This window comes from Rhizobium sp. R339 (genome assembly GCF_002211395.1).
In the GTDB taxonomy this organism is placed as follows: Bacteria; Pseudomonadota; Alphaproteobacteria; order Rhizobiales; family Rhizobiaceae; genus Rhizobium.
The window spans coordinates 121,490-145,619 of sequence record NZ_LOKV01000010.1 but is presented as its reverse complement, the minus strand read 5'-3'; the positions used below and the strand labels follow the sequence as shown (position 1 = coordinate 145,619).

29 protein-coding genes, 1 tRNA gene and 2 pseudogenes are annotated in these 24,130 nt (G+C 60.7%); 13 read left to right on the top strand and 19 right to left on the bottom strand.

Translation table 11 applies throughout. The annotated features are described in order from the left end of the window. Positions 1-189: transposase (locus ATY76_RS13910; RefSeq protein ID WP_190233653.1), on the top strand; the 189-nt coding region annotated here is incomplete at its 5' end. Positions 190-244: 55 nt separating this feature from the next. Here ATY76_RS13910 and ATY76_RS13905 read toward each other — a convergent pair. The 5 genes from ATY76_RS13905 to gatB all read right to left on the bottom strand — a co-directional run bounded on the left by ATY76_RS13905 (position 245) and on the right by gatB (position 3,784). Continuing rightward, the gene (locus tag ATY76_RS13905; protein WP_088675328.1) at positions 245-685 is read right to left on the bottom strand and encodes a DUF2155 domain-containing protein; all 441 of its coding nucleotides are present in this window, start codon (positions 683-685) and stop codon (positions 245-247) included. A 110-nt stretch (positions 686-795) separates the two neighbouring features. Continuing rightward, positions 796-1,194, bottom strand: coding sequence for an NADH:ubiquinone oxidoreductase subunit NDUFA12 (locus ATY76_RS13900; protein WP_088675327.1), 399 nt, complete (start codon positions 1,192-1,194; stop codon positions 796-798). A 102-nt stretch (positions 1,195-1,296) separates the two neighbouring features. Next, complete coding sequence (locus tag ATY76_RS13895; protein ID WP_088675326.1) at positions 1,297-1,770, bottom strand: GNAT family N-acetyltransferase; 474 nt, start codon at positions 1,768-1,770, stop codon at positions 1,297-1,299. A gap of 4 nt (positions 1,771-1,774) precedes the next feature. Continuing rightward, positions 1,775-2,278, bottom strand: a complete 504-nt coding sequence (locus tag ATY76_RS13890; protein WP_088675325.1) for a GNAT family N-acetyltransferase — start codon at positions 2,276-2,278, stop codon at positions 1,775-1,777. Positions 2,279-2,281: 3 nt separating this feature from the next. Then, on the bottom strand, positions 2,282-3,784 hold the full coding sequence (gene gatB / locus ATY76_RS13885) for an Asp-tRNA(Asn)/Glu-tRNA(Gln) amidotransferase subunit GatB (protein ID WP_088675324.1): 1,503 nt from the start codon (positions 3,782-3,784) through the stop codon (positions 2,282-2,284). Between the two features lie 256 nt (positions 3,785-4,040). Here gatB and ATY76_RS33715 point away from each other — a divergent pair, with 256 nt between their 5' ends. Together ATY76_RS33715 and ATY76_RS13875 are read left to right on the top strand one after the other, a co-directional pair. Further along, positions 4,041-4,217 (top strand): hypothetical protein, encoded by a 177-nt coding sequence (locus ATY76_RS33715; protein ID WP_190233652.1) that lies wholly within the window; start codon positions 4,041-4,043, stop codon positions 4,215-4,217. Between the two features lie 7 nt (positions 4,218-4,224). Beyond that, positions 4,225-4,598, top strand: a pseudogene (locus ATY76_RS13875) (VOC family protein). A gap of 32 nt (positions 4,599-4,630) precedes the next feature. Here ATY76_RS13875 and ATY76_RS13870 read toward each other — a convergent pair. After that, positions 4,631-5,137, bottom strand: a complete 507-nt coding sequence (locus tag ATY76_RS13870; RefSeq protein ID WP_088675322.1) for a GNAT family N-acetyltransferase — start codon at positions 5,135-5,137, stop codon at positions 4,631-4,633. Positions 5,138-5,447: 310 nt separating this feature from the next. Between ATY76_RS13870 and ATY76_RS13865 the strand changes: the two genes are divergently transcribed. After that, on the top strand, positions 5,448-5,705 hold the full coding sequence (locus ATY76_RS13865) for a YjhX family toxin (RefSeq protein WP_088675321.1): 258 nt from the start codon (positions 5,448-5,450) through the stop codon (positions 5,703-5,705). 52 nt (positions 5,706-5,757) lie between these two features. Here the strand turns inward: ATY76_RS13865 and ATY76_RS13860 are convergent, their stop codons facing one another. The 5 genes from ATY76_RS13860 to ATY76_RS13840 form a co-directional block, all read right to left on the bottom strand. Then, positions 5,758-6,033: a hypothetical protein gene (locus ATY76_RS13860; RefSeq protein ID WP_088675320.1), complete on the bottom strand. Its 276-nt coding sequence runs from the start codon at positions 6,031-6,033 to the stop codon at positions 5,758-5,760. A 21-nt stretch (positions 6,034-6,054) separates the two neighbouring features. Next, entirely contained in the window at positions 6,055-6,555 is a 501-nt protein-coding gene (locus tag ATY76_RS13855; protein WP_088675319.1) for a GNAT family N-acetyltransferase, read from the bottom strand. Then, positions 6,546-8,027: an Asp-tRNA(Asn)/Glu-tRNA(Gln) amidotransferase subunit GatA gene (gatA, locus tag ATY76_RS13850; RefSeq protein ID WP_088675318.1), complete on the bottom strand. Its 1,482-nt coding sequence runs from the start codon at positions 8,025-8,027 to the stop codon at positions 6,546-6,548. Before gatA ends, ATY76_RS13855 begins: the two co-directional genes overlap by 10 nt. A 59-nt stretch (positions 8,028-8,086) precedes the next feature. After that, positions 8,087-8,374, bottom strand: a complete 288-nt coding sequence (gene gatC, locus ATY76_RS13845; RefSeq protein WP_088675317.1) for an Asp-tRNA(Asn)/Glu-tRNA(Gln) amidotransferase subunit GatC — start codon at positions 8,372-8,374, stop codon at positions 8,087-8,089. Between the two features lie 69 nt (positions 8,375-8,443). Beyond that, on the bottom strand, positions 8,444-9,148 hold the full coding sequence (locus ATY76_RS13840; protein ID WP_088675316.1) for a metal-dependent hydrolase: 705 nt from the start codon (positions 9,146-9,148) through the stop codon (positions 8,444-8,446). A 113-nt stretch (positions 9,149-9,261) separates the two neighbouring features. On the opposite strand from ATY76_RS13840, the gene ruvX reads away from it, so the two are divergent. Continuing rightward, positions 9,262-9,756, top strand: a complete 495-nt coding sequence (gene ruvX, locus ATY76_RS13835; RefSeq protein ID WP_088675315.1) for a Holliday junction resolvase RuvX — start codon at positions 9,262-9,264, stop codon at positions 9,754-9,756. On the opposite strand, the gene ATY76_RS13830 is transcribed toward ruvX, so the two are convergent. From ATY76_RS13830 to ATY76_RS13825, 3 genes are all read right to left on the bottom strand, one after another. Continuing rightward, positions 9,693-10,025, bottom strand: a complete 333-nt coding sequence (locus ATY76_RS13830) for a DUF6105 family protein (protein WP_088675314.1) — start codon at positions 10,023-10,025, stop codon at positions 9,693-9,695. The two genes, ruvX and ATY76_RS13830, sit on opposite strands and share 64 nt — an antisense overlap. After that, entirely contained in the window at positions 10,022-10,195 is a 174-nt protein-coding gene (locus tag ATY76_RS33710; protein ID WP_190233651.1) for a hypothetical protein, read from the bottom strand. Before ATY76_RS33710 ends, ATY76_RS13830 begins: the two co-directional genes overlap by 4 nt. A 129-nt stretch (positions 10,196-10,324) precedes the next feature. Beyond that, on the bottom strand, positions 10,325-10,981 hold the full coding sequence (locus ATY76_RS13825; RefSeq protein WP_088675313.1) for a TetR/AcrR family transcriptional regulator: 657 nt from the start codon (positions 10,979-10,981) through the stop codon (positions 10,325-10,327). Between the two features lie 248 nt (positions 10,982-11,229). Here ATY76_RS13825 and map point away from each other — a divergent pair, with 248 nt between their 5' ends. From map to ATY76_RS13790, 7 genes and pseudogenes are all read left to right on the top strand, one after another. Next, a complete protein-coding gene (gene map / locus ATY76_RS13820) occupies positions 11,230-12,066 on the top strand; it encodes a type I methionyl aminopeptidase (RefSeq protein WP_088675312.1) in 837 nt (278 codons plus the stop codon). A 4-nt stretch (positions 12,067-12,070) separates the two neighbouring features. Then, complete coding sequence (gene radC / locus ATY76_RS13815; protein WP_088675338.1) at positions 12,071-12,883, top strand: DNA repair protein RadC; 813 nt, start codon at positions 12,071-12,073, stop codon at positions 12,881-12,883. Positions 12,884-12,986: 103 nt separating this feature from the next. Further along, positions 12,987-14,174, top strand: a complete 1,188-nt coding sequence (locus ATY76_RS13810) for an alpha-hydroxy acid oxidase (protein WP_088675311.1) — start codon at positions 12,987-12,989, stop codon at positions 14,172-14,174. Further along, positions 14,164-14,301, top strand: a pseudogene (locus ATY76_RS13805) (JAB domain-containing protein); the annotation flags it as partial. The gene ATY76_RS13810 and the pseudogene ATY76_RS13805, both read left to right, overlap by 11 nt. A 123-nt stretch (positions 14,302-14,424) precedes the next feature. Then, on the top strand, positions 14,425-15,831 hold the full coding sequence (gene sthA, locus ATY76_RS13800; RefSeq protein WP_088675309.1) for a Si-specific NAD(P)(+) transhydrogenase: 1,407 nt from the start codon (positions 14,425-14,427) through the stop codon (positions 15,829-15,831). Positions 15,832-15,988: 157 nt separating this feature from the next. After that, positions 15,989-16,792, top strand: a complete 804-nt coding sequence (locus ATY76_RS13795) for an endonuclease/exonuclease/phosphatase family protein (protein WP_088675308.1) — start codon at positions 15,989-15,991, stop codon at positions 16,790-16,792. A gap of 150 nt (positions 16,793-16,942) precedes the next feature. After that, positions 16,943-18,712: a radical SAM protein gene (locus ATY76_RS13790; RefSeq protein WP_088675307.1), complete on the top strand. Its 1,770-nt coding sequence runs from the start codon at positions 16,943-16,945 to the stop codon at positions 18,710-18,712. Between the two features lie 55 nt (positions 18,713-18,767). Here the strand turns inward: ATY76_RS13790 and ATY76_RS13785 are convergent, their stop codons facing one another. The 5 genes from ATY76_RS13785 to ATY76_RS13765 all read right to left on the bottom strand — a co-directional run bounded on the left by ATY76_RS13785 (position 18,768) and on the right by ATY76_RS13765 (position 22,927). Then, positions 18,768-19,190: a nuclear transport factor 2 family protein gene (locus tag ATY76_RS13785; RefSeq protein WP_088675306.1), complete on the bottom strand. Its 423-nt coding sequence runs from the start codon at positions 19,188-19,190 to the stop codon at positions 18,768-18,770. Between the two features lie 164 nt (positions 19,191-19,354). Beyond that, positions 19,355-20,842, bottom strand: coding sequence for a trigger factor (tig, locus tag ATY76_RS13780; protein ID WP_088675305.1), 1,488 nt, complete (start codon positions 20,840-20,842; stop codon positions 19,355-19,357). Positions 20,843-21,022: 180 nt separating this feature from the next. Then, positions 21,023-21,107 (bottom strand) — tRNA-Leu (locus tag ATY76_RS13775). A gap of 129 nt (positions 21,108-21,236) precedes the next feature. Continuing rightward, the gene (locus ATY76_RS13770) at positions 21,237-21,827 is read right to left on the bottom strand and encodes a GDYXXLXY domain-containing protein (RefSeq protein ID WP_088675304.1); all 591 of its coding nucleotides are present in this window, start codon (positions 21,825-21,827) and stop codon (positions 21,237-21,239) included. Continuing rightward, positions 21,824-22,927 carry a DUF2157 domain-containing protein gene (locus ATY76_RS13765; protein ID WP_088675303.1) on the bottom strand — a complete coding sequence of 368 codons (1,104 nt, stop codon included), beginning with the start codon at positions 22,925-22,927 and terminating at the stop codon, positions 21,824-21,826. The genes ATY76_RS13770 and ATY76_RS13765 overlap by 4 nt, the downstream gene beginning before the upstream one ends. Before the next feature lie 848 nt (positions 22,928-23,775). Between ATY76_RS13765 and ATY76_RS13760 the strand changes: the two genes are divergently transcribed. Continuing rightward, positions 23,776-23,922, top strand: a complete 147-nt coding sequence (locus ATY76_RS13760) for a DUF1127 domain-containing protein (RefSeq protein WP_004678838.1) — start codon at positions 23,776-23,778, stop codon at positions 23,920-23,922. The last annotated feature ends 208 nt before the right edge of the window (positions 23,923-24,130 follow it).

Genomic DNA, 24,130 nt, shown 5'->3' with positions numbered 1-24,130 from the left:
TTCCTGCCGCCCTACAGTCCCGACCTCAATCCAATCGAAATGGCATTCGCAAAGCTCAAGGCACATCTCAGAAAAGCCAAAGCCAGAACCTTCGATGCTCTCTGGAAAGCCATCGGCGATATCTGCAATCTCTTCACCTCAACAGAATGCTGGAACTTCATCAAAGAGGCAGGATACGCGTACACTTAATCGTCCGATGCTCTAGCTACCGCGCGGCTTTCAAGTCGCCTCCAGGTGACAATGATCAGCGCGCGGGTGCCTTGGCGTTACCTGGCGCCGGTACGTCCGAGGTCGTCTTGCAGTCTTTCAACCAGACGTCATAGATCGGGTGCTCGACGGCGTTGAGGCCTGGGCTGTCGGCGAACATCCAGCCCGTGAAGATGCGGCGGATCTTGCGATCCAGGGTGATTTCATCGACCTCGACGAAGCCGTCGATCTTCTGCGCTTCGGCCTGATCGCGCGAATAGCAGGCCTTCGGCGTCACCTGCAGCGCGCCGAACTGTACCGTCTCATTGACATAGACATCGAAAGTGGTGATGCGGCCGGTAATCTTGTCGAGACCGGAGAAGACGGCAACCGGATTATCGATGCGCGCGGCATTTGCCGCCTCCATCGGAAGCAGGGCCGAAAGCGCCAGCAGCGATCCGGCGGCACGCAGGACGATGTTCCGCGTGAAGAGCTTCATGTACCCGTCTCCAGAATTTTCAACCATGGCCGCGATCAGGCGCGGCCAACCTGCGGGTAAAGGTCAATTGTGGCCAAAAGCCGGGCTTGGGGTCGCCCGGTCGAGCCGTCTCAGTTGCCGGGCGTCCAGGCGTCGTAATCGCCGGTAACGCGCGGCCGCTCGCCCGAAGCGGCGAGCGAGCCCGGCGGGCGGTAAGCCTGCGATGAACCCGTGAGGTTGGGACGGTGCGGCCTCTGCCATTCCTTGGCGGTATAGTTTTCCTTGGACGGCGGAACATCGGTGCGATGATGCATCCAGCCATGCCAGCCCGGCGGGATCGCGGAAGCTTCGGCATAACCCTTGTAGATCACCCAGCGCTTCGGCAGGCCGTAGGAAGACATGCCGCCTTCGTAGTAGACGTTGCCGAATTCATCCTCGCCGACGCGCTTGCCAAAACGCCAGGTCGCAAAACGCGTGCCCATCGTCTGACTGTTCCACCAGGTGAAGGTCTGAACCAGAAGATTCCACATGTCTTTTCCTTGCGCTCGCCGGGACGCGAGCCAAACACCATTCGTTTCCTGCTTATGCCGTCGCCAAGCCGAATTGTCCAGCGATTCCACGCGAAGAGCGGGTCATTTCAAAGCCATCTTGAAGCCCAGATGCGAGGGCTTGAAGCCGAGCCTTTCATAGAAACGGTGGGCATCCCTGCGGATCGCATTCGAGGTCAGTTGTACCAGCCGCACACCGCGGCCTTTTGCCTCGGCAATGGCGAATTCGATCATCAGGGCGCCGATCCCCTGCCCGCGCATGTCTGCCCGGGTTTGCACCGCCTCGATGATCATCGCCGAGGAGCCACGGCCGGTCAGAGATGTCGTCACCATCGTCTGGAACGTGCCGACGATCTCGCCATCGCGCTCCGCGACGTAAAGCGTCTGGTGGGGCGATGCCTCGATGACGGCGAAGGCCCTGGCGTAATCGGGAAAGGCCACCGGATCCGTCGTATCGCCGTGGCCGCCGAGCGCATCGGCGGCAAACAGCGCCACGAGGGCCGGCAGATCGCCGCTGTGCGCTTTGCGAACGAGAACATCGGGCAACTCGATCCTCACGATCTCATTGGCCTTCGAGCGGTTTTTCGAAAATCAGCGACGGTATGCCGGATTGTCCCGGCGCGCTGTTGTCGTTGCGGCCGACTTCGGTGAAGCCGTGCGCCTGATAGAAGGCGATCGCCGCCGCATTGCGTGGTTCGACTTCGAGACGCATAATTTCCGCATCGGGGAAGCAGGTTTCGAGCTCGGCGAAAATATCCCGGCCGATGCCCTGGCGCTGTAGCGGCGGGCTGACATAGAGCAGATGCAGCATGACGGTCTTTGTCAGCTCCTGCGACATGACCGCATAGCCCATGCCGCCGATATTGCGGCCGTCATCGGCAACGAGGAATTCGCCATCCTTGCGCGCCAGCCGCGCCTTCAGCGCCGCCGGCGACAGAAGATGGGCGATCAGATCGTCCACCCTGGCTTTGCCATGGAGATCGTCATAGGTGGCGTGAAAACTCTCCACCAGAAGAGCGCGCACCTTTTCCAGGTCGCGCTCTCCGGCGGTGCGGACGAAATACACCGCCTATTCCTCGATACCGAGCTTCGCCTTGACCAGCGCCTGGACGGCCTGCGGATTGGCCTTGCCGCCGGTCGCCTTCATCACCTGGCCGACGAACCATGCCGCCATGGTCGGCTTCGCCTTGACCTTTTCCACCTGCTCGGGATTGGCGGCAATGATCTCGTCCACGGCCTTTTCGATCGCGCCCGTATCCGTCACCTGTTTCATGCCGCGCGATTCGACGATTTCGGCGGGATCGCCGCCCTCGGTCAGCACGATCTCGAACAGATCCTTGGCGATCTTGCCGGAGATGGTTCCAGCCTTGATGAGATCGATGATGGCGCCGAGCTGGGCCGGCGAAACCGGCGTCTGCTCGATATCCTTGCCGGTGCGGTTCAGCGCGCCGAGCAGATCGTTGATGACCCAGTTCGCCGCCGTCTTGCCGTCGCGGCCTGCCGCCACAGCCTCGAAATAATCGGCGATCGCCTTTTCGGAGACGAGCACGGAGGCATCGTAGACCGACAGGCCGAGTTCGCGCACGAAGCGCTCCTTCTTGTCGTCGGGCAGTTCCGGCAAGTCAGATTCGAGCGCCTTGACGAAGGCATCGTCGAATTCGAGCGGCAGCAGATCCGGATCGGGGAAGTAACGATAATCGTGCGCATCCTCCTTGGAGCGCATCGAGCGCGTCTCGCCCTTGTTCGGGTCGAACAGGCGCGTCTCCTGTTCGATCTCGCCGCCATCCTCCAGAATGCCGATCTGGCGGCGGGCTTCATATTCGATCGCCTGGCCGATGAAGCGGATGGAGTTGACGTTCTTGATCTCGCAGCGTGTGCCGAAGCCTTCGCCCGGACGGCGGACCGAGACGTTGACGTCAGCGCGCATCGAGCCTTCATCCATGTTGCCATCGCAGGTGCCGAGATAGCGCACGATCGAGCGCAGCTTGGTCATATAGGCCTTGGCTTCGTCGGAGGAGCGCATGTCGGGCTTGGAGACGATCTCCATCAGCGCCACGCCGGAACGGTTGAGATCGACATAGGACATGGTCGGGTGCTGGTCGTGCATCGACTTGCCGGCATCCTGCTCGAGGTGCAGGCGCTCGATGCCGATCTCGATATCCTCGAACTGGCCCTGGCGGTCCGGCCCGAGCGAAATGACGATCTTGCCCTCGCCGACGATCGGATCCTTGAACTGCGAAATCTGATAGCCCTGCGGCAGGTCGGGATAGAAATAGTTCTTGCGGTCGAAGAGCGAGCGCTTGTTGATCTGAGCCTTCAGGCCGAGACCGGTGCGCACGGCCTGCCTGACGCATTCCTCGTTGATGACGGGCAGCATGCCGGGCATGGCGGCATCGACCAGCGATACGTTCGAATTTTGCGGCTTGCCGAACTCCGTCGAGGCGCCGGAGAAGAGCTTCGAATTGGACAGTACCTGGGCATGGACTTCCATGCCGACGATGACTTCCCAGTCGCCGGTGGCGCCGGGGATGAAGCGTTTCGGATCGGGCGTGCGGACGTCGACAAGGGTCATTTGATGCTCTTTGCAGGCTGTTCTTTTCCACTGGTGAGGTAAAGGAAATGGCGTTCCGGTGCAAGGCTTTCGCGGCGTTGCAGAGCAGCCGCCGCTGGTCATTTCCTCTAAGGCCGCGAGGCCGCTTTGCCCCGGTGCGCTGTAGATTCGGCATAGGCCAAGCGATCGAGACACGTTTGTCCCCGATTGCCGATACCGCAATCATCACTATCTTCATCCAGGAACGCCGCTTTGCCCTTACAACATGGAGGCTCGATTGAAGGAGTATTTGCCTTATCTTATCGGAGCCCTCATAGGGATGCTGGCCGCGCTCCTTATCTCCGGGGTGTTGGCACTGCAGGGAACACCGCAGATCATGCTTTTCGCATTGCTGCCGGTCTTCGGCGGTGCGGTCGTCGAGCGCGCTTTCCAGCGTCGATCCGGCAAGTCTTAGAAGCACCATGGCAAGGCTGAAGGAAATCGTCATCGACTGCGACATTCCCTCGCGTGTGGCCCGTTTCTGGGCGGCAGCGCCCGATGGCTACGGGTGATGCCTTATGACGATGCGGAACTCGCCCGCCTTGCCGCGATGGGCCTTACACCGGAAACGGACCCGACCGTGATGGTCGACGGCCCCGGAACGCGCCTGTGCTTCCATATTCGCCAGGGCGAGCGCCCCGCCCGCAACCGCGTCCATCTCGATATCGCCGCTGCGGATCGCAGACAAGAAGTCGAACGGCTCCTATCCCTCGGCGCGACTTTCGTGCGTGAGACGGATGCCTATACGGTCTTGAATGATCCCGAGGGCAACAACTTCTGCGTCACCTCCGAATAGCTCGCTTGAGCCGCGGACGCACCTTTGAAATGTCAGAATTCCTGTCCGTATCCGCCCCCGCCTGAGACGAGCTGTTTCGTCAGCCCGACGGAGGGCACGTCGCGGTCGAGCTTCGGATTATAGGCAACCGAGAGCCAGTGGATGCTGTAGCCGTGCTTCTGGAAGAAGCCGATAGCTTCGGCGTTGCCGGAGTGGGTCTGCATCGCCGCCTTGTCGAAGCCCTGCTCGGCGATGTCCTTTTCGATGCGCTCGAGAAGGGCCGAGCCCAGCCCCTGGCGGGTGAAGATGGGATCGATCCAGAAATCCGAGATGGTTTCGTCCAATCCCTCGCGCGCCGCCCAGCCCGCGACCTGGCCGTTCTGCTCGACGACCGTAATGGTCAGCCAGTCATTTTCCACGAAGTTGCGAAAGGCGTTGCGCGCCGCGTCGACCATAGCGTCCGATTCGCCGATCGACGCCATCGCCCTTTGCCAGGCCCTCAGCCCGATTTCGCTCAACAGTTCCGCTTCCCCGTCGCGGGCATTGCGAATGTGGATCAAAGACACCTCCGCGTTACCCCTCAACTAGACCATTGAGTCGCGGAATTTACCAGTGCCTCCAAAGAGATGATGCAATGGAAAGCGCAGTTTTCGACCGATTTGACGGGCAAAGCCGCCTTGACCGCTTTTTCCGGGCTGAATATGAACTCCTATCGAGGTGTTTTATGTTGAGCCTGCCTGAGACCCGGTAAAGGCCCTGCCCGCAAGTTCGCTTGTGCGCATGGGCCCGAAAAAACGAAGCCCTGACGTTCGAATCGAGCGCCAGATCGTTTTTGTGCGCCCTGGCGGGCGCGATACCGGATCTCAACATATGGACATTTCCCGCACGGAGCAGCGCATCCTGCATCTCATGGCCCAAGGCGGCCGCATCGAAATTACCCGCGACGACAACAGAAAGATCGAGGCCGTCAGTTGCTTCACCCGCGACGGCTGGCGCTATCCCGGCGTCGATCTCGACCTCTTCCGCAGGCTGAAGCGGCTGAAGGCAATCAAGTCGTCAGCCGGCCAACCCTACCGGATCACCGAAAGAGGGCTGAAGCTGGTCAGGTCGCAACTGGACAATAGATAAATCGGGCAAAGGACCCTGATCGCGCCCAAACCGGCGCGGTCAGGACCCAGCCTCAAGCCTTTGCAGACAATTCCGCCCGCATCGCCGACCATTCGTCGGCGATCGTACCTGTGCCGCGCATCTTGCCGGCGCGACGATACCAATAATCGGCATTCCAGTCGTCGCCCTCGATGCGGTGGCAGAGGGCATGGCCCCAGTCGAACGGCTGGCCGCCTTCGTGGCGCTGACAGATATCATGAACCGCCTGCCATTCCGTCCCCATGGCGAAACCGCCGGCAGCAAGGCGCTCGAATGCCTCGATCAGTCGCACAAGATCATTGTTCGCCATGAGACCTCATCTCCGGTTTGGCTATCGATCAGCCAATGACTTCTCCATATGCACCTTTTCGAGCGGGACACCCATGCTCTTGGAAAATTCGATCCCCTGCCAGATGATGCTGAAGCCGCAGCGTTCGTAAAGACGGATCGCGCGCGCATTCCTGGCATGTGTGTCGAGCCGGGCCGTCGCCAGCCCTTCGGCCGCCATCAGCTCGCAAAGATGCAACAGCAGAGCCCGGCCGACACCCTTGCCCTGATAATCCGGATGTACCCAGAGATCGGACACATAGTTCCGTTCATCTTCCCGCGCACGCCAGCCGACGATATCGTCCGCTAGTTCGGCAACGAAGATCTCACCCTTCGTCTCATGGGGAAAGACGACGAACTCTTGCCGTACCTTGGCCATGACATCGGGATCGCGATAGCAATCCTCAAAAGCCTCGCCTGCGGCCCAAGCGGCGAAGCCGACGGCGCCGACCGTTTTATGGTCGGCAGGCGTTATCGTGCGGATCGTGAGGCCCGTTACCACCACTTGGCCGGCGTGAATTTGCCGGCGGCCTGTTCGATGACGTGGGCGGTCTTGAAGAGGGTTTCCTCGTCAAAGGCCTTGCCGATCAGCTGCAGGCCGAGCGGCAGGCCCTTCTGGTCGAGGCCGGCGGGCACGGCGATGCCCGGCAGGCCGGCCATGTTGACCGTCACCGTGAAGATGTCGTTCAGATACATCTTCACCGGATCGGCGGCGAGGTTCTCATCGGCGATGCCGAAGGCCGACGACGGCGTGGCTGGCGTCAGGATGGCGTCGACACCGGCATCGAAGGCGAGTTCGAAATCGCGCTTGATCAGCGTGCGCACTTTCTGGGCGCGGATGTAATAGGCATCGTAATAACCGGCCGACAGCACATAGGTGCCGATCATAATGCGGCGCTTGACTTCCTGGCCGAAGCCCGCGGCGCGCGTCTTCTCGTACATGTCGACGATATCCTTGCCGTCGACGCGCAGACCGTAGCGGACGCCGTCGTAACGCGCGAGGTTCGAGGATGCCTCGGCGGGAGCGACGATGTAATAGGCCGGAAGAGCATATTTCGTGTGCGGCAGCGAAATGTCGACGATCTCGGCGCCGGCATCCTTCAGCCAGGCGATGCCCTGGCGCCAGAGGGTCTCGATCTCCTCGGGCATGCCATCGACGCGGTATTCGTTCGGAATGCCGATCTTCATGCCCTTAAGCGACTGGCCGAGGGCCGCTTCGTAATCCGGCACCGGCAGATCGACCGAGGTCGTGTCCTTGGCGTCGGTGCTTGCCATCGACTTTAGAAGAATCGCGGCGTCGCGCACGTCGCGAGCGATCGGACCGGCCTGGTCGAGCGAGGACGCGAAGGCGACGGTGCCCCAGCGCGAGCAGCGGCCATAGGTGGGCTTGATGCCGACGGTGCCGGTGAAGGCCGCCGGCTGGCGGATCGAGCCGCCCGTATCGGTCGCCGTGGCGCCGGCGCAAAGATGCGCGGCGACGGCTGCGGCCGAGCCGCCGGAGGAGCCGCCCGGGACGAGCTGCTGGTTGGAGCCGCCGGCCCGCCAGGGATTGATCACCGGACCGTAGTAGGAGGTCTCGTTGGACGAGCCCATGGCGAATTCGTCCATGTTCAGCTTGCCGAGCATGACGGCGCCGTCATCCCATAGGTTTTGCGTCACCGTCGATTCATAACGCGGTTCGAACCCATCGAGAATATGGCTGCAAGCCTGGGTGTGCACGCCAACGGTGGCGAAGAGATCCTTGATGCCGAGCGGAATGCCTTCGAGCTCGCCGGCCGTGCCGGCAGCGATGCGCTCATCGGACTTGCGAGCCATGAGGCGGGCGAGATCCGGCGTCGTTTTAACATAGGCATTGAGCCGGCCATTGGCCGCGTCGATCGCCGAAATATAGGCTTCGGTGAGTTCGATTGCGGTGATTTCCTTGGCGCGCAGCTTCTTGCGGGCTTCGGCAATGGTCAGGCTGGTGAGTTCGCTCATCGTGTTTTCGCTTCAGATCTGAAAAATGGCAACAGGGTCGGAAAGAGGCGTTCGAAGCCTTATTCGACGACTTTCGGCACCAGGAAGAAATTATGATCGGTGACGGGCGCATTGGCGACGACATCGGCCGGTTTGTTGCCGTCGGTCACCTCGTCGGTACGCTTCTTCATCGCCATCGGCGTCACCGAGGTCATCGCCTCGACGCCATCGACATTGACTTCGGAGAGCTGCTCGACGAAGCCGAGGATGCCGTTCAATTCGCCGACCATGCGATTTGCCTCATCTTCGGAGACGGCAATACGGGCAAGGCGAGCGACGCGCTTGACGGTGGCGAGATCGACGGACATGGCATTCTCCGGATGGGATTTTTCCTACCCGCTATAAAGGCCATGTCCGCGCTGTGCAACGGGGTTTCGTCAGATCGACAGGCTCTCGGCAGGCTTCATCGCCTTCGCTTCGGTCTTCGCTCCCTCCATGCCGGCAACGAATTTATCGGCCGTCTGGTCGATGATCGGGAAGGTGCCGAAGTGGCAGGGGATCGCCATCTTGAAGCTGAAATAGCGCTGGCAGGCGAGTGCGGCCACCGCGCCGCCCATGGTGAAACGATCGCCGACCGGCACGAGGCCGATATCGGGCTGATGCAATTCGTTGATCAGCGCCATGTCGGAAAAGATGTCGGTGTCGCCCATGGCGAAGATCGATGCCTCGTCGTCGAAATGCAGCATCAGGCCGTTGGCGTTGCCGAGCGCATGCGAGACGCCGTCCTCGGTGATCTGGGCGGAGGAATGCAGCGCATTGGTGAAGGTTGCGGAGAAACCGCCGAGCGTGATCGTGCCGCCGGTATTGCCCATCTCGATCCTGTCGACGCCCTTGGACCCCAGCCATGCGGCAAGATCGGCATTGGCGAGCACGACAGCGCCGGTTTCCCGGGCGAGCGCCACGGTATCGCCGACATGGTCGCCATGGCCATGCGTCAGCAGGATGTGAGTGACGTCTGAGGAAACATCCTTGATATCCTGGCCGGAAAAGGAAGCGTTGTGGGTGAGGAACGGATCGAGCAGGATCTTCGCCTTGCCGGTCTCGATACGGAAGGCGGAATGGCCGAGCCAGGTGATCTTCATGAAATCTCTCCTAACGTGATGCAAAATCTGATTTCGATGGTAAGGACATATCTCATGCGCCTGCAAAGGAAAGCGGCGGTGGCTTCAATTTCTTTTGACGGGACGAGACGGCGATGACGGTGCTGACAATCGAGGAAATGGCCGAGGCGCTTTCACCTGGACAGGCGATCGCAGGCCTCGACCTCGGCACCAAGACGATCGGGCTTTCGATGTCCGATCTCGGGCGACGTTTCGCCACGCCGCGCCCGGTGATCCGCCGGGTCAAGTTCACCATCGATGCTGAGGCGCTGCTGGACTTTGCCGCAGCCGAAAAGATCGCTGGCTTCGTCATCGGCCTGCCGATGAACATGGACGGCTCGGCCGGCCCGCGTGTGCAGGCAACGCGCGCCTTCGTGCGCAATATGGAGCAGAAGACGGCGCTGCCCTTCGTCTACTGGGACGAGCGGCTTTCGACGGTTGCGGCGGAACGGGCGCTGCTCGAAATGGACGTCTCGCGCGCCAAGCGGGCCGAACGGATCGATTCGGCCGCGGCAAGCTTCATTCTTCAGGGCGCCCTAGACAGGCTTTCCTTGCTGGCAAGGTCTGCTGGAGACGAATTCAGCGCCTGACGCGCCCTCCACCAGGCGATGATGGACTTGCGCTTTCTGAAGGCGAGGATGGCGAAGACGACAAGGCTGTCGACGGCGATCGCGCGGGCAACGAGCGGCGGGATGGTCTCGGGCGGAATACCAAGTGCTTCGCCATAGAGCTGGAAGGTCAGATCATGGACCTGCCGTGTCAGCATGAAGATGCCGAAATTCATGTCGTAATAGGAAAGCCAGTACCATCCACCCAGGAAGACGATGGGGCCGGCCCAGAAGATCAGAAACCACTTCATGCGGCCTCTCCTCCATGCTTGCGCGTGACGGGCAGATCGAGAGAGACCAGCCAGATCGACAATGCCATGGCACACAGCACCAACGCGGGAACCGCAATATCCAGCGCCAGGACCGCGAAGAACATCACCGCTGTCACGAGCAACAAGGCTTTAGCGATTTTGGCTCCCATGGACGTCAACTCGACACTCTACTCGTATCATCTCTGCTGACCGCGACACTGTCGGGTTAACCACCCCCACGCAACGTAAACCATTCATTAAGGTTAACGCGGCAGGCCGCCCCTGTGGATGAAGAGCTGTCAGCCGTAGACGCCGCGCACGATGCGCTTCAGCGCCGTCGCCGCCTTCTCCCAGTCCTTGGGCGTCTTCAGCGCCAGACCTGCGCACTGCCCGCCTGCAGCACCGGCAAGCACGAGATGCTGGATCGCGGCAATGATGACGGCGTTGATGGCGGCTGTGTCCACGCCCTTCGGCGGCGCCAGCGATCCGCGCATCCGCTCCAGCCAGAGAGCAAGCGCCTTCGAGCGGGCTTCGGAAAGCCGCCTCACCTGCTCGGTGTTTTCCGATATTTCCCAGGCGAGGATGCGGCGCATCAGCGGATCGCTCCGCAAAGCGTCGAGCAGCAGAAGCGCCAGCCGCTCCATCAGGTCGCCATAGGTGAGCAGGAACATGCCGCCGGTATCTTCGGGGATGCGATCCCTCACCCAGTTGCCGAGATCGGCGCCGATCGCCTCGACCAGCCCGTCGAGGCCGCCATAATAGCGATAGATCAGCTGCTTGTCGCAGCCGGCGCGGCGGGCGACGGCGTTGATGCCGAAATTCTGGAAGCCTTCCGCGGCCAGCAGGCTCTTGGCTGCGGCAAGGATGGCGCGCTCGGTGGCGCCGCGGTCGCGCACGCGCCGTTCCGGCTCCACCGTTTGAGGCAAAGTTTCAATTTCTACGACTTCATTCAGCATGACCGACCCTTCCCCGCTGTCACCAATCGGTGAGTAGCTGGGGGATTTCATCCGATCAATCCTATCTCCTTGGGAAGATTGTGGATATTCCGGCCGGACCGGCGATTTGATCCCGAAGGGATGCGGAAAGCCGCGCGCTCGGCGGATCGGATGGGTTCAGAATTATCGCCCGCGCGGTTGATCGCGATGGACGAACCCGGCATAGCTGCATTATGAACAAATCTAATATTCTTTGCTAAGGCCCTGCAATGGTGAACTATATCGAAGCCTCTTCCGCGCCCCCGAAGAATACGGGCGCCATCCGGCTTTACGACTCGGAAGCATTCGAAGGCATGCGCAGGGCGTGCCAGCTGACCGCGCGCTGCCTCGACGCGCTCGCCGATATCGTCAAGCCGGGACTGGTGACCGATGACATCGACCGATTCGTCTTCGATTTCGGCATGGATCACGGTGCCTATCCGGCGACGCTGAACTATCGCGGCTACACCAAATCGACCTGCACCTCGATCAACCACGTCGTCTGCCACGGCATTCCGAACGACAAGCCGCTACGCGAAGGCGATATCGTCAATATCGACGTCACCTTCGTGCTCGACGGCTGGCACGGCGATTCCAGCCGGATGTATCCCGTCGGCACGATCAAACGCGCGGCCGAGCGGCTGCTCGAGGTGACCTACGAATCGCTGATGCGCGGCATCGCCGCCGTCCGGCCCGGCGCCCGCACCGGCGCGATCGGCGAGGCGATCCAGGCCTATGCCGAGGCCGAGCGCTGCTCGGTGGTCCGTGATTTCTGCGGCCACGGCGTCGGCCGGCTGTTCCACGATTCGCCGAATATCCTGCATTACGGCCGCGCCAACGAGGGGCCGGAGTTGCGCGAAGGCATGATCTTCACCATCGAGCCGATGATCAATCTCGGCCGGCCGCATGTGAAGGTGCTTGCCGACGGCTGGACGGCGGTGACCCGCGACCGCTCGCTTTCGGCGCAGTACGAACATACCGTCGGCGTCACCGCCAACGGCTGCGAGATCTTCACGCTGTCGCCCAATGGCCTCGACCGCCCCGGCCTGCCATCGCTCAGCGGGTGATCCGATGGCGAAAGGGCCCGTTCCCTCTTCCGACGAACTGCCTTTCGAGGAGCCCGTTGCCGCCGATGAACGCTCGTTCTTCGGCCGGCCGGGAAAACCACCTGCCGGGAATGCGAAGGCCGCCCTGCCCGCTTCGCTTGCGGTCCAGGAGCATTATCACGGCCATCGCGAGCGGTTGCGCGACCGCTTCCGCGAACAAGGCGAGACCGCTCTTGCCGACTACGAAATCCTCGAGCTCTTGCTCTTCCGCCTGATCCCGCGGCGCGACACCAAGCCGATCGCCAAGGCGCTGATCGAACGCTTCGGCTCGCTCGCCGGCGTCTTCGGCGCGCCCGCGTCGCTGCTGACGGAGGTCAAGGGCGTCGGCGAGGCCGTGGCGCTCGACCTGAAGCTGATCTCTACCGTCGCCCAGCGAACCCTGAAGAGCGAACTCAGGAACAAGCAGGTCCTGTCCTCCTGGTCCTCGGTCATCCAATATTGCCATGCGGCCATGGCGCATGAGACGCGCGAACAGTTCCGCATTCTCTTCCTCGACAAGCGCAACGTGCTGATCGCCGACGAAGTGCAGGGCCGCGGCACGGTCGACCATACGCCGGTCTATCCGCGCGAGGTGGTCAAGCGCGCGCTCGAGCTTTCGGCAACGGCGATGATCCTCGTGCACAACCATCCGTCCGGCGATCCGACGCCATCACGCGCCGATATCGACATGACCAAGGTGATCATCGAGGCAGCAAAAGCGCTCGACATCACCGTCCACGACCACGTCATCATTGGCAAGGACGGCCATGTCAGCCTGAAGGGGCTGAAGCTGATCTGAAAAGCAAGGCTGGAGTTGACAGCAGTCGGTGGTGCGCGATTGTATGCAATCTGCGCCCATTCGCTGCACGATGCCCGCTGGGGATACCGAGAAGATAAAGCACATGACGATCTCCAGCGGTAACACTGATCGATCGACCCGGCTCTGCCGCGACGTGCTCTGCCTCGATGACTTCGAAATGAAGGCGCGGCGGCATCTGCCCAAGCCTCTGTTCGGTTATATTGCCGGCGCGACCGAAACCAACGCGTCGCTGCGGCACAACGCAGCGGCTTTCCAGGCCTATGCCTTCCGGCCTCGCGTCCTTCGGGACGTCTCGACGCGCAGCACCGAGACGAGCCTCTTCGGCAAAACTTATGCCGTACCGTTCGGCATCGCGCCGATGGGGATCAGCGCGCTGATGGCCTACCGAGGTGACATCGTACTCGCGCAAGGAGCGGACCGATCGGGAATCCCGATGATTATCAGCGGTTCGTCACTCATCCCCCTGGAAGAGATAGCTGCGGCTTCGCCCGAAGCATGGTTTCAGGCGTATCTCCCCGGCGAACCCGACCGTATCGACGCTCTCATCGATCGCGTTGCCGCGGCCGGCATCCGCACGCTCCTGCTGACCGTCGACGTGGCCACCCTGCCAAATCGCGAAAACAATGTAAGGGCCGGGTTTTCGACGCCTTTGCGTCCTGGTCTGCGCTTGGCATGGCAGGGCATCTCGCACCCCCGCTGGACCACCGGCACATTCCTGCGCACGATCGCCCGGCACGGCATTCCGCATTTTGAAAATTCCTACGCCACAAGGGGCGCGCCGATCATCTCCCAGAGTGTGACGCGTGATTTCGGCAAACGTGATCATCTCAACTGGGATCATTTGGAGCGAATACGCAAAAGGTGGTCCGGCAAGCTCGTGGTCAAGGGGATCATGCATCCTGAAGATGCGGCACGGGCTGCCGATATCGGAGCGGATGGAGTGATCGTCTCCAATCATGGCGGCCGCCAGCTCGACGGCACCGCATCTCCCCTTCAGGCCCTTCCGGAGATTGCCGCACGTGTTGGAGACAGCATTGCCGTCATGGTCGATGGCGGCATCAGGCGTGGAACGGATATCATGAAGGCGCTGGCGCTAGGGGCCTGCTTCGTGTTCGTGGGCCGGCCGTTTCTTTATGCTGCAGCCGTCGCGGGGCTACCGGGCGTGCTCAAGGCAGCGGACATCCTGAAGACGGAACTGCATAGCAATATGGCGCTGCTCGGCGTTACCAGGGTAAGCGATATTTCCGCGGACTACATCACCCGCGCATGAACAGTCGTCGCGCACGGACTTCGATATGACGAAGGTGATCATCGACGCGACGAAGGCGCTTGATATCATCGTCCGTGACGAAATCATCATCGGCAAAGACGGCCATGTCAGCCAAGGCCCAAGCTGATCAGAAAAGCACAGGTCCGGCTGAATCGGCAGCTGTAAAACAATCTGTAACATTGACCGGCTACCGATAGAGGAGCGACATTTTTGTCGCAAAATGATTCCATTTCCAATCCGAGGCTAGAGAATGTTTCAGTACGATCTCGTTGTGGTGGGTAGCGGTCCCGCAGGGCGCCGCGGCGCGATCCAGGCTGCGAAACTCGGCAAAAAGGTGCTCGTCATCGAGCAGGGCAAACGCGTCGGAGGCGTTTCCGTCCATACCGGCACGATCCCCTCGAAAACGCTGCGCGAGACGGCGCTCAATCTTTCCGGCTGGCGCGAGCGCGGCTTCTATGGCCGGTCCTATCGCGTCAAGCAGGAGATCAGCGCCGAAGATCTGCGCCGCCGTCTGCTCATTACGCTCAACCATGAAGTGGAAGTGCTCGAGCATCAGTTCGCCCGCAATCGTGTGCACCATATGCGCGGCAAGGCGAGCTTCATCGATGCGTCGACGCTCCAGGTCGTCAAGGATGACGGCGAAATTACCCAGGTCAGCGGCGCCAGCATTCTGCTCGCCGTCGGCACCAAGCCTTTCCGCCCCGATTACATGCCCTTCGACGGCAAGACCGTTCTCGACAGCGACGAGCTGCTCGATATCGAAGAACTGCCGCGCACGATGATTGTCATCGGCGCCGGCGTTATCGGCATCGAATATGCGACGATCTTTTCGGCGCTGGATACTGCCGTGACCGTCATCGATCCGAAGTCGACCATGCTCGACTTCATCGACAAGGAAATCATCGAGGATTTCACCTACCAGCTGCGCGACCGCAATATGAAGCTGCTGCTCGGCACCAAGGCCGATAAGGTCGAGCGGCTGGACACCGGCAAGGTGCAGCTGACACTCGACAACGGCCGCCACCTCGTGACCGACATGGTGCTTTTTGCCGCCGGTCGCATGGGCGCGACCGATACGCTCAACCTTGAAGCCATTGGCCTCGAGGCAGACAACCGCGGCCGCCTCAAGGTCAATCCGGAGACCTTCCAGACCTCCGTCCCGAATGTCTACGCCGCCGGCGATGTCGTCGGCTTTCCGAGCCTCGCCTCGACCTCGATGGAACAGGGCCGCATCGCCGCCCGCGTCGCGATCGGCGCGGTCGCCAAGGAGCCGCAGAAATATTTCCCTTACGGCATCTATGCCGTGCCGGAGATTTCGACATGCGGCCTGACCGAAGAGGAGATGAAGGAGCGCGGCATTCCCTATGAATGCGGCATCGCCCGCTTCCGCGAGACCTCGCGCGGCCACATCATGGGCCTCGACACCGGCCTTCTGAAGCTGATCTTCTCCCTGAAGACGCGCCGCCTTCTCGGGGTGCATATCGTCGGCGAAGGCGCCACCGAACTGGTGCATATCGGACAGGCGGTGCTCAATCTCAAAGGCACGGTCGAATATTTCGTCGAAAACACCTTCAACTATCCGACGCTGGCCGAAGCCTACAAGATCGCCGGCCTCGATGCCTGGAACCGGATGGGCGACATCAAGTCGGAGCTCTAAAGCATGTCGCGCAAAAGTGTGCAGCGGTTTTGCGGCAAAGACATGCGAGAAAGCAAACCTAAAGCGCAAGGAGCGAATCTGAAAGATCGCGACGCGCTTTAGGGCTGACCGCAGCGCCGGCGTTTAAATCCGACCGCCAAAACGGAGCCGAAGGACAGTGCGGATCATTTCGCTGAACGCATGGGGCGGCAGGCTGCACGAGGCCCTGATCGCCTATGTCAGGCAGGCCGATCCCGACGTGCTGTGCCTGCAGGAGGTGCTGCGGGCGCCGGGTGCGGCCCCGGGATGGTCGATCTATCGTGATGCTGGGATGGAACTGCCGCAGCGCGCCAATCTCTTCGAAGAAATCAGCGCCGCCCTGCCCGGCCATGACGGCTTTTTCTGCCCGACATCGAGAGGCGAACTCTTCAGCGGCGACACCACCGTCGCTGCCGAATTCGGACTGGCGACCTTCGTGCGCAAATCATACTCCGTCATCGCCCAGGGTCTGGACTTCGTGCACGGCCATTATTCCCGCGATGGCTGGGGGCAACATCCGCGGCCGCGGAATGCCCATTGCATCCGCCTCTTCAGCAACCAGCATGCTTCCACTGTAACGATCGCCCATATGCATGGGCTGCGCGACCCCGCGGGCAAGGGCGATACGGCGGCGCGCCAAGAACAAGCTGAAGCACTGGTCAGCCTCATCGAACGGGTCTGGCCGGGCAGCGAGGGACTTGTGGTCTGCGGGGATTTCAACGTGCTGCCCGACAGCGCGACCTTTACGATTCTCGGCAGGCTCGGGCTTTCCGATCTTGTCACCGGAAACGGCTTTGCGGACACGCGGACCTCTTACTACGCAAAAGCAGGTCGCTTTGCCGACTATATGTTGGTGACATCAGAGGTGACGGTCGCCAAATTCGAAGTGGTCGAGGCGCCCGAGGTCTCCGACCACCGCGCATTGCTGCTCGATATCATGTAGTATATTAAGGATTGTGCGCCGCACCCATCTGCATGCAGCGACGCTTTTTACGCGTTAGATCTCCAAGCGACATCGATACGCCGTGCCTGATTTTCGCCTTCAGATCCGTGTTGTCTCCGGGCAGCGGCTTTTAGAGAAAGATAGATACTCTTGTCCCAGGTCCTGGAGTCGGCACGCCGACGTTTTCAGCTCATCCTGATCAAGCCGTCTCACTACGACGATGACGGTTATGTCATCCGCTGGTGGCGGGCGATGATCCCGTCCAATTCGCTCGCGGCTCTCTATGGCATCGCCGCCGAATGCGCCGAGCGCAAAGTGCTCGGTCCCGATACCGACATCGACATCACCGTGATCGACGAGACCAACACGAGGATCGATTTCGCCCGGTTGCTCGCCCAGTTCAAACGTCACGGCAATTTCGGCATGGTGGCGCTGGTCGGCGTCCAATCGAACCAATATCCGCGCGCGCTCGATATCGCCCGTCCCTTCCGTGATGCCGGCCTGCCGGTTTCGATGGGCGGATTCCATGTTTCCGGCTGCCTGTCGATGCTCGACGGCCAGGCCGTCGGGCTCGACGCCTGCCGCGAGATGGGCGTCTCGATGTTTGCGGGCGAAGCCGAGGGGCGGCTGGACATGGTGCTGCGTGACGCCGCTAGCGGCGAGCTGAAGCCGCTCTATAATTTCATGAACGACCTTCCCGGCATCGGCGGCACGCCAGTTCCCTTCCTGCCGAAGGACAATATCCAGCGCACGCTCGGCCTCAGCACCAGCTTCGATGCCGGACGCGGCTGTCCCTACCAGTGCTCGTTCTGCACCATCATCAACGTGCAGGGACGCAAGTCGCGATTCCGTTCGGCCGACGACGTCGAAAAGCTGGTGCGGATGAACTGGGCGCAGGGCATCCATAAATTCTTCATCACCGACGACAATTTCGCCCGCAACAAGGATTGGGAAGCGATCTTCGACCGACTGATCGAGCTCAAGGAGCGCGACGGCATTCCGCTCGGCCTGATGATCCAGGTCGATACGCTCTGCCACAAGATTCCCAATTTCATCGAGAAATCCAAGCGGGCCGGCGTTACCCGAGTCTTCATCGGCCTCGAAAACGTCAATCCCGACAATCTGACGGCCGCCAAGAAGAACCAGAACAAGATCACCGAATACCGCAAGATGCTGCTCGCCTGGAAGGCGCAGGGCATCATGACACTGGCCGGCTATATCCTGGGCTTCCCCGCCGACACGCCGGAATCGATCCGCCGCGACATCGCGATCATCCAGGAAGAGTTGCCGCTCGACGTGATCGAATTCTTCATCCTGACGCCGCTGCCCGGCTCCGAGGACCATCAGGTCCTATGGAAGAAGGGCGTCGAGATGGATGGAGACCTCAACATCTACGATGTCGAGCATGTCTGCACCGCGCATCCCAAGATGAGCAAGCAGGAGTGGGAAGACATTTACCACGAGGCTTGGTCGCTCTATTATTCGCCTGACCATATGAAGACGCTGCTGCGCCGGGCCGTCGCGACCGGGGTGCCGCTGGCAAGGCTCGTCAAGGTTCTCGTCTCCTTCGCCACCACCGTGCCGCTGGAAAACGTGCATCCGCTGCAGAGCGGCCTCCTGCGCCTAAAGACGCCGGCCGAGCGACGCCCCGAACTGCCGCGCGAACATCCGCTGGTGTTCTGGCCGCGCTTTGCCTGGGAAACATTCAAAAAACATGCTTCGCTCGCCGGCACGATCATCGGCCTGACGATTTCGGCCGTCCGGATTTCTCGGGATGCCAAGTCGAAGACCTATATGGATCAGGCTCTGACACCCGTTGCGGACGACGAGGAAGAAACGCTCAGCCTCTTCACCAAGACCTCAGGTGGAACCGCGGCCGTGAGCCATGTCAGGAAAGTCGCGGCGCTGACACGGCATTGAGCCGCTGTTCCCGCTAAAGCGCCTCGGCTCTGGCGGCTCCGACTTTGAAGGTGGTTTAAGCAACCTGGATTATCCGGGTCGTCTCAGCCACTTGCAGCGTGTCGACGAATTCGACGATCTTGACCGGTTTTCCATCCTTGAAATGGATTTTGTCGACGAACTCCGTATGGAAGCATACGCCCGAAGGGATGTGCCTGACTTCACCTTCGCGATGAGCGAAGACCATATGCTCGTCCTCGTCCACATAGATGCCGACGGTCTTGATTTTGGATAGATCCCACACAGTGATGAGCTGCTCTATCACTTGCCGAAAGGCCTGTCCGCCTGCTTCCGTCGAAAGAGGCGCCAGCCGCGTATTGCCGGCCATTCGGAAGGTGCAATCCTTGCCGATCAACGCCAACGTGCCCTCGACATCGCCCCGATCACGCACAGCATAGATTTCTTCCACCAGCTTTTTCATGTCGTGCTTTGCCGTCATTTTCTGGTCCCTCCGGCCACCAGCAAAATCTGCATCGAATGATAGTCTATTGCAACTATTTGTTGCCGCTGATGAAGACAACACCATGAACCGTCGAGATGACCCGAAAAAGAAAAGGCCCCGCGCGATGGCGGGGCCTTTCAAACTTCAGAACCGGGAAGCGATTATTCGGCGCTTTCGTCGGCTGCCTTCTTCTTGGGAGCAGCCTTCTTCTTCGGGGCGGCGGCTTCCTCGCCTTCGCCAGCGTCAGCAGCTTCGGTCTTGGCGGCAGCCTTCTTCTTCGGAGCGGCCTTCTTGGTCTCGGTCTTGGCTTCGCCTTCTTCATCGGCGAGCAGCTCTTCCTTCGTCACCTTCTTGTCGGTGACGTCGATCTCGGTCAGCAGATGGTCGATGACCTTCTCTTCGAAGATCGGCGCGCGGATCGAAGCGGCGGCGCCCGGGTGGCTGCGGAAGAATTCGAGGATCTGCTTTTCCTGGCCCGGATACTGGCGCAGCTGATCATAGATAGCGCGCTGCATCTCGTCTTCGGTCACTTCGACGCCGGCCTTTTCGCCGATTTCGGAGAGAACGAGGCCGAGGCGAACGCGACGCTCGGCGAGCGTCTTGTATTCCTCACGCGCCTTTTCTTCGGTCGTGTCTTCGTCTTCGAAGGTCTTGCCTGATTGAGCGAGGTCGTTGTTCACCTGGCTCCAGATGCCGTTGTACTCGGCGTCGACGAGCGAAGCCGGGGTCTCGAACTTATACATTTCGTCGAGCTGGTCGAGGATCTGACGCTTGAGCTTCTGGCGGGTCAGCGAGCCGTACTGCGATTCGATCTGGCCGCGGACGATATCCTTCAGGCGATCGGCGGATTCGATGCCGAGCTTGGAAGCGAGTTCGTCGTTAATCTCAACCTTGCCAGGCGCTGCGACGTCCTTGACCGTGATGTCGAAGGTCGCTTCCTTGCCGGCGAGGTTCTTGGCGGGATAATCGGCCGGGAAGGTTACGGTGATGGTCTTCTCTTCGCCGGCCTTGACGCCGACGAGCTGATCTTCGAAGCCCGGGATGAAGCGGCCGGAACCGATCACCAGCTCGGCGCCCTGGTCGGTGCCGCCTTCGAAGGCTTCGCCGTCGACCTTGCCGACGTAATCCATGGTGATGCGGTCGCCGTTGGCGGCCTTGCCGGTCTTGCTTTCGTAAGAACGGGCGCTTTCGGCGACCTTCAGGACCTGTTCGTTGACTTCGTCATCCGAGATGTCGATGACTTCGCGCGTGACCTTGACACCCTTGACGGACTTCAGCTCGATCGGCGGCAGCACTTCGTAGGAAAGCGTGAATTCGAAATCCTGCTCGGCGGCGAGGATCTTGTCGGCTTCGTCCTTGTCCTCGGTCATGGCGATTTCCGGCTGCGTGGCCGACTTCTCGCCGCGGCTGGACAGGATGGCGGCCGGCTGCTCGCGGACGATCTCGTTGACGAGCTCGGCCATGATCGACTTGCCGTAGACCTTCTTCAGGTGAGCAGCGGGGACCTTGCCGGGACGGAAGCCGTTGATGCGGACCTTGTCCTTCACATCGGCAAGACGCTCATTCATCTTGTCTTCCATATCCTTGGCCGGGATAACGACCTTGATTTCGCGCTTCAGCCCTTGAGCGAGCGTTTCGATAACCTGCATGTCTTCCTACCTTCATGTCGTGGCGGCCGTGCCCAGACGCCGTTCGTTTCTATGAGCACGACGCCGGCAGCGTGCCGCGCGTGGCTTTTCCCAATTCCTGCATCATTCCACCCAAGGGGGAACGGCACTCGCTTCCGGGTATCAGGGAACTAAATTCTTAGTCTCCCCCTGCATACAGCCTGGTGCGGGTAGAGAGACTTGAACTCCCACGCCTTGCGGCACCAGAACCTAAATCTGGCGTGTCTACCAATTTCACCATACCCGCGTTCGCAAAACCGCATGCCTATGCCTGCACATGAGGCCTTCCGGAGCGCGGCGTCTCTATATCACCCGATTTGGTCGAGGCAAAGGAAAAATGAACGGCAAATGACAGCGGATCTGCAGCCTTCCGGGATCAATAAAGCGGCTCTTCGTAAACAGGCTTGCCATCGACGAGCAGGCTGCGGATCTGCGCGCTTCCCGATGGCGAGACGCGCACCGATATGGCGACACTGCCGTCATTGCGCGCCTCTTCGATAGGCTTGCCCTCGCCTTCCGGAACGTAGTAGCGCTCGATGCCGTATTCGACGCGGATGTTTTCAACGGCGCTCGGTCCGCTGCTATAGAAAGGCTGGCTGCGCAGGATCACGGTCTCCGGCTGCGGCGGCAGCGCCTGGAAGGACGATTCGACTATTGTCCAGAAGCCGTCCGGCTGCTTCTTCAGCCGCACCCACAAGGTGCGCTCCCCGGGCTCTGCAGGAATGCCGCCGGCAATGGTCTGCACCGGCACGGAGGAAATGTCGTAGTTCAAGACGACATAATCGCCGCGCAGGAAATCGCGCGGATCGACGGGAGCCGTCTTCAAGAGCACCTCGGCGCCGTCGCGGAGGATCGAAGCCCGGCTCTGAATGATCGTGCCGAGGATCAGCGTCTGCAGACCGGCGATCACGATTGCCGAAATCAGATAGCCTCTGCCCGACTGCAGCCTTGCCATGAACGCGTTCATGCGTGCTCCTCCCGTGCATGAGCGGAAAAGCGCCGTTCGAGGCGGATGACGACCCAGGCCACCAGCGCCACTACGAGGCCGGAGAAGAGGAAGAGGCTCGACGTGCCGAGGATCGAGCCGATGGTGACGGAGGCGAGATAGAGCATCTCGGCTGCAAAGGTCACATAGGCGAGATAGCGGACGGCGCCGTTGTCTCTGCCATGCAGAACGATCGCCAGGATGGAAGCGGCGAGCGTCACCACACCGAGCACCGCCAGACGCCAGCCGCTCTCGATTTCGATATGCAGCAACAGAAAGCCGATTGCAGAGACGAGGAAGCTGTAGAAAGCCGGAGCCGCACCGGCGCTTCTGACGAGATAGGCGATCTGCGTCATCGGCGCCGCCGTCAGAACGACGCCCACCACGCCGCCGACCGCGAAGGCGAGCGCCACGGTGATTTCCTCATGAAGAGTATAAAGCCAAGCGAGCCAGCCGATCAGCAGCAGATAGGCCAGATGGCGTGCACGCTCGGCGCCGGTATAACGCACCAGCCCGATGACGATCGCCGCCATGACCGGCGCCATCCAGGGATCGAGTCCGATCCAATGATTGTCGTTACCCTCGAGATAAACGGCGAAGGACGCCCAGGAGAGGAAGCCGGCAACGACGACCACCGCGCCCGAACGGAACAGGATCGCCGAGACCGTTGCGATTGCGAACCAGAAATACATCACCGTCTGCTGGTCGCCGGAAAGGTGATACATCTGCCCGACCAGCGAAATTGCGCCGCCGAAGCTCATCGCGCCGAGGACCAGCAAGCCGCTCGCCGCCGCGGACGCGCCGCGGGCGAGCATCAAGGCGGCTGCGATGTGCACGGCCCAGATCAAAGCAAGGATGGCGCCGACACGCACCAGACGCGGGATGGCCTCCCAGTTGGAAGCCACGACCAGCAGGACGGCGGCGGCAAGCAGAACGGCCGCCAGCGCCATCAGTACGCGGCCGAGACTGAAGCTCGCCGGGCGGCTGTCGTATTCGGCGAGAAGTGCGGCTGCCGTTTGCTCTCCAAGCAGGCCCTTGCCCACCCAGAGCGAGAGATCACGCTGCAGTCTGCCGCGATACATGTTCCACCCCTCATTTCCGCGACGCTTACCAGGGCGTCGTGGCTTCCATCGTTATAGACGCAGCATCAGGCTTCGCAATGTCCCTGCGGCAAATATGCAAAATCCTCATTGGTCTAAATTGGGGTGAACATTAACCGGCCGCTAACGCCAGTATTGCTAATATAGGCGCAGCTTCGGAGAGGCATGCGCCCAACGCATACCCCTCATGAATTTATTGCACTGCAAAAGACTTATTAGTCATACTATTTAAGAGTCATCGAAGCACGGGGATGGCGCCCCGGCCCGGTTTTGCCGGATGCCCGCGGACCTCTTGTTCCGTGACGAGATTCGCAGCCGCGCACTCCTCCTCCCAAGCGCGCTGCGATAGACTGGCAACAACTCCTCCTCCCAGTTGCCAGTCACTTTAATGCGCCCGCCGGATCCTCCCCCGGCGGGCGTTTTATTTGGGAAAAGCTGAGCTAAAACAGCAGCAAGCCCGATTCTTCGTCCCAGGCAGATCGCAGCGTCAGATTATGGCGCCAGACCGTGCGGGGCGGGCGACAAGAACGCCGGCCGCCAACTTCCGCCTAAGCGGAAAGTATCGAGCCGGAGCGGCCAGTTCTGCGGCAACGGCATCCCTTTCAGCGCACCGAAGCAGAGCTTTCTCGAAAGAGTCATTCTGCCTAATCGTTGACCAGAAATGGGTGAGATCGTGTCAAACCCTCGAAAAGCAATGCGTACGTCGCATAGGTGATCTGAAAACTTGGCTGTTTTCCTCTTTTGCGCCGCAACATATATTCCAGTCATCAAATAGAGGTCAGCGCCGATGGGTGGCTGCTGGCAGATGAACCCTCGGAAAGGGGCCTAACATGAACATCACTCGCTCTTTCAATAACTGGCGCAAGTATCGTCAGACCGTCACGGAACTTGGTCGCATGACCAACCGCGAATTGCACGACCTCGGTATCGACCGGTCGGACATCCATCGCGTTGCCCGCGAAGCTTCTTCGCGTTAATTCAAGCCGATACCTGCTTCCTCCCAGGCAGAATTGTTCTTTATCGAAACGCCCGCTGCATCGCAGCGGGCGTTTTCTTTTGTCCGCAAGTTCCTAGCGCTTCGGTTGCGTGATCTTCGGCATAGTTAGCCCGCTCAAAAAATATTCACCGCTTAATTCACGAGCATCATCGTGCACAATTGCATGGCAGACGCCTTTTATTTGCACT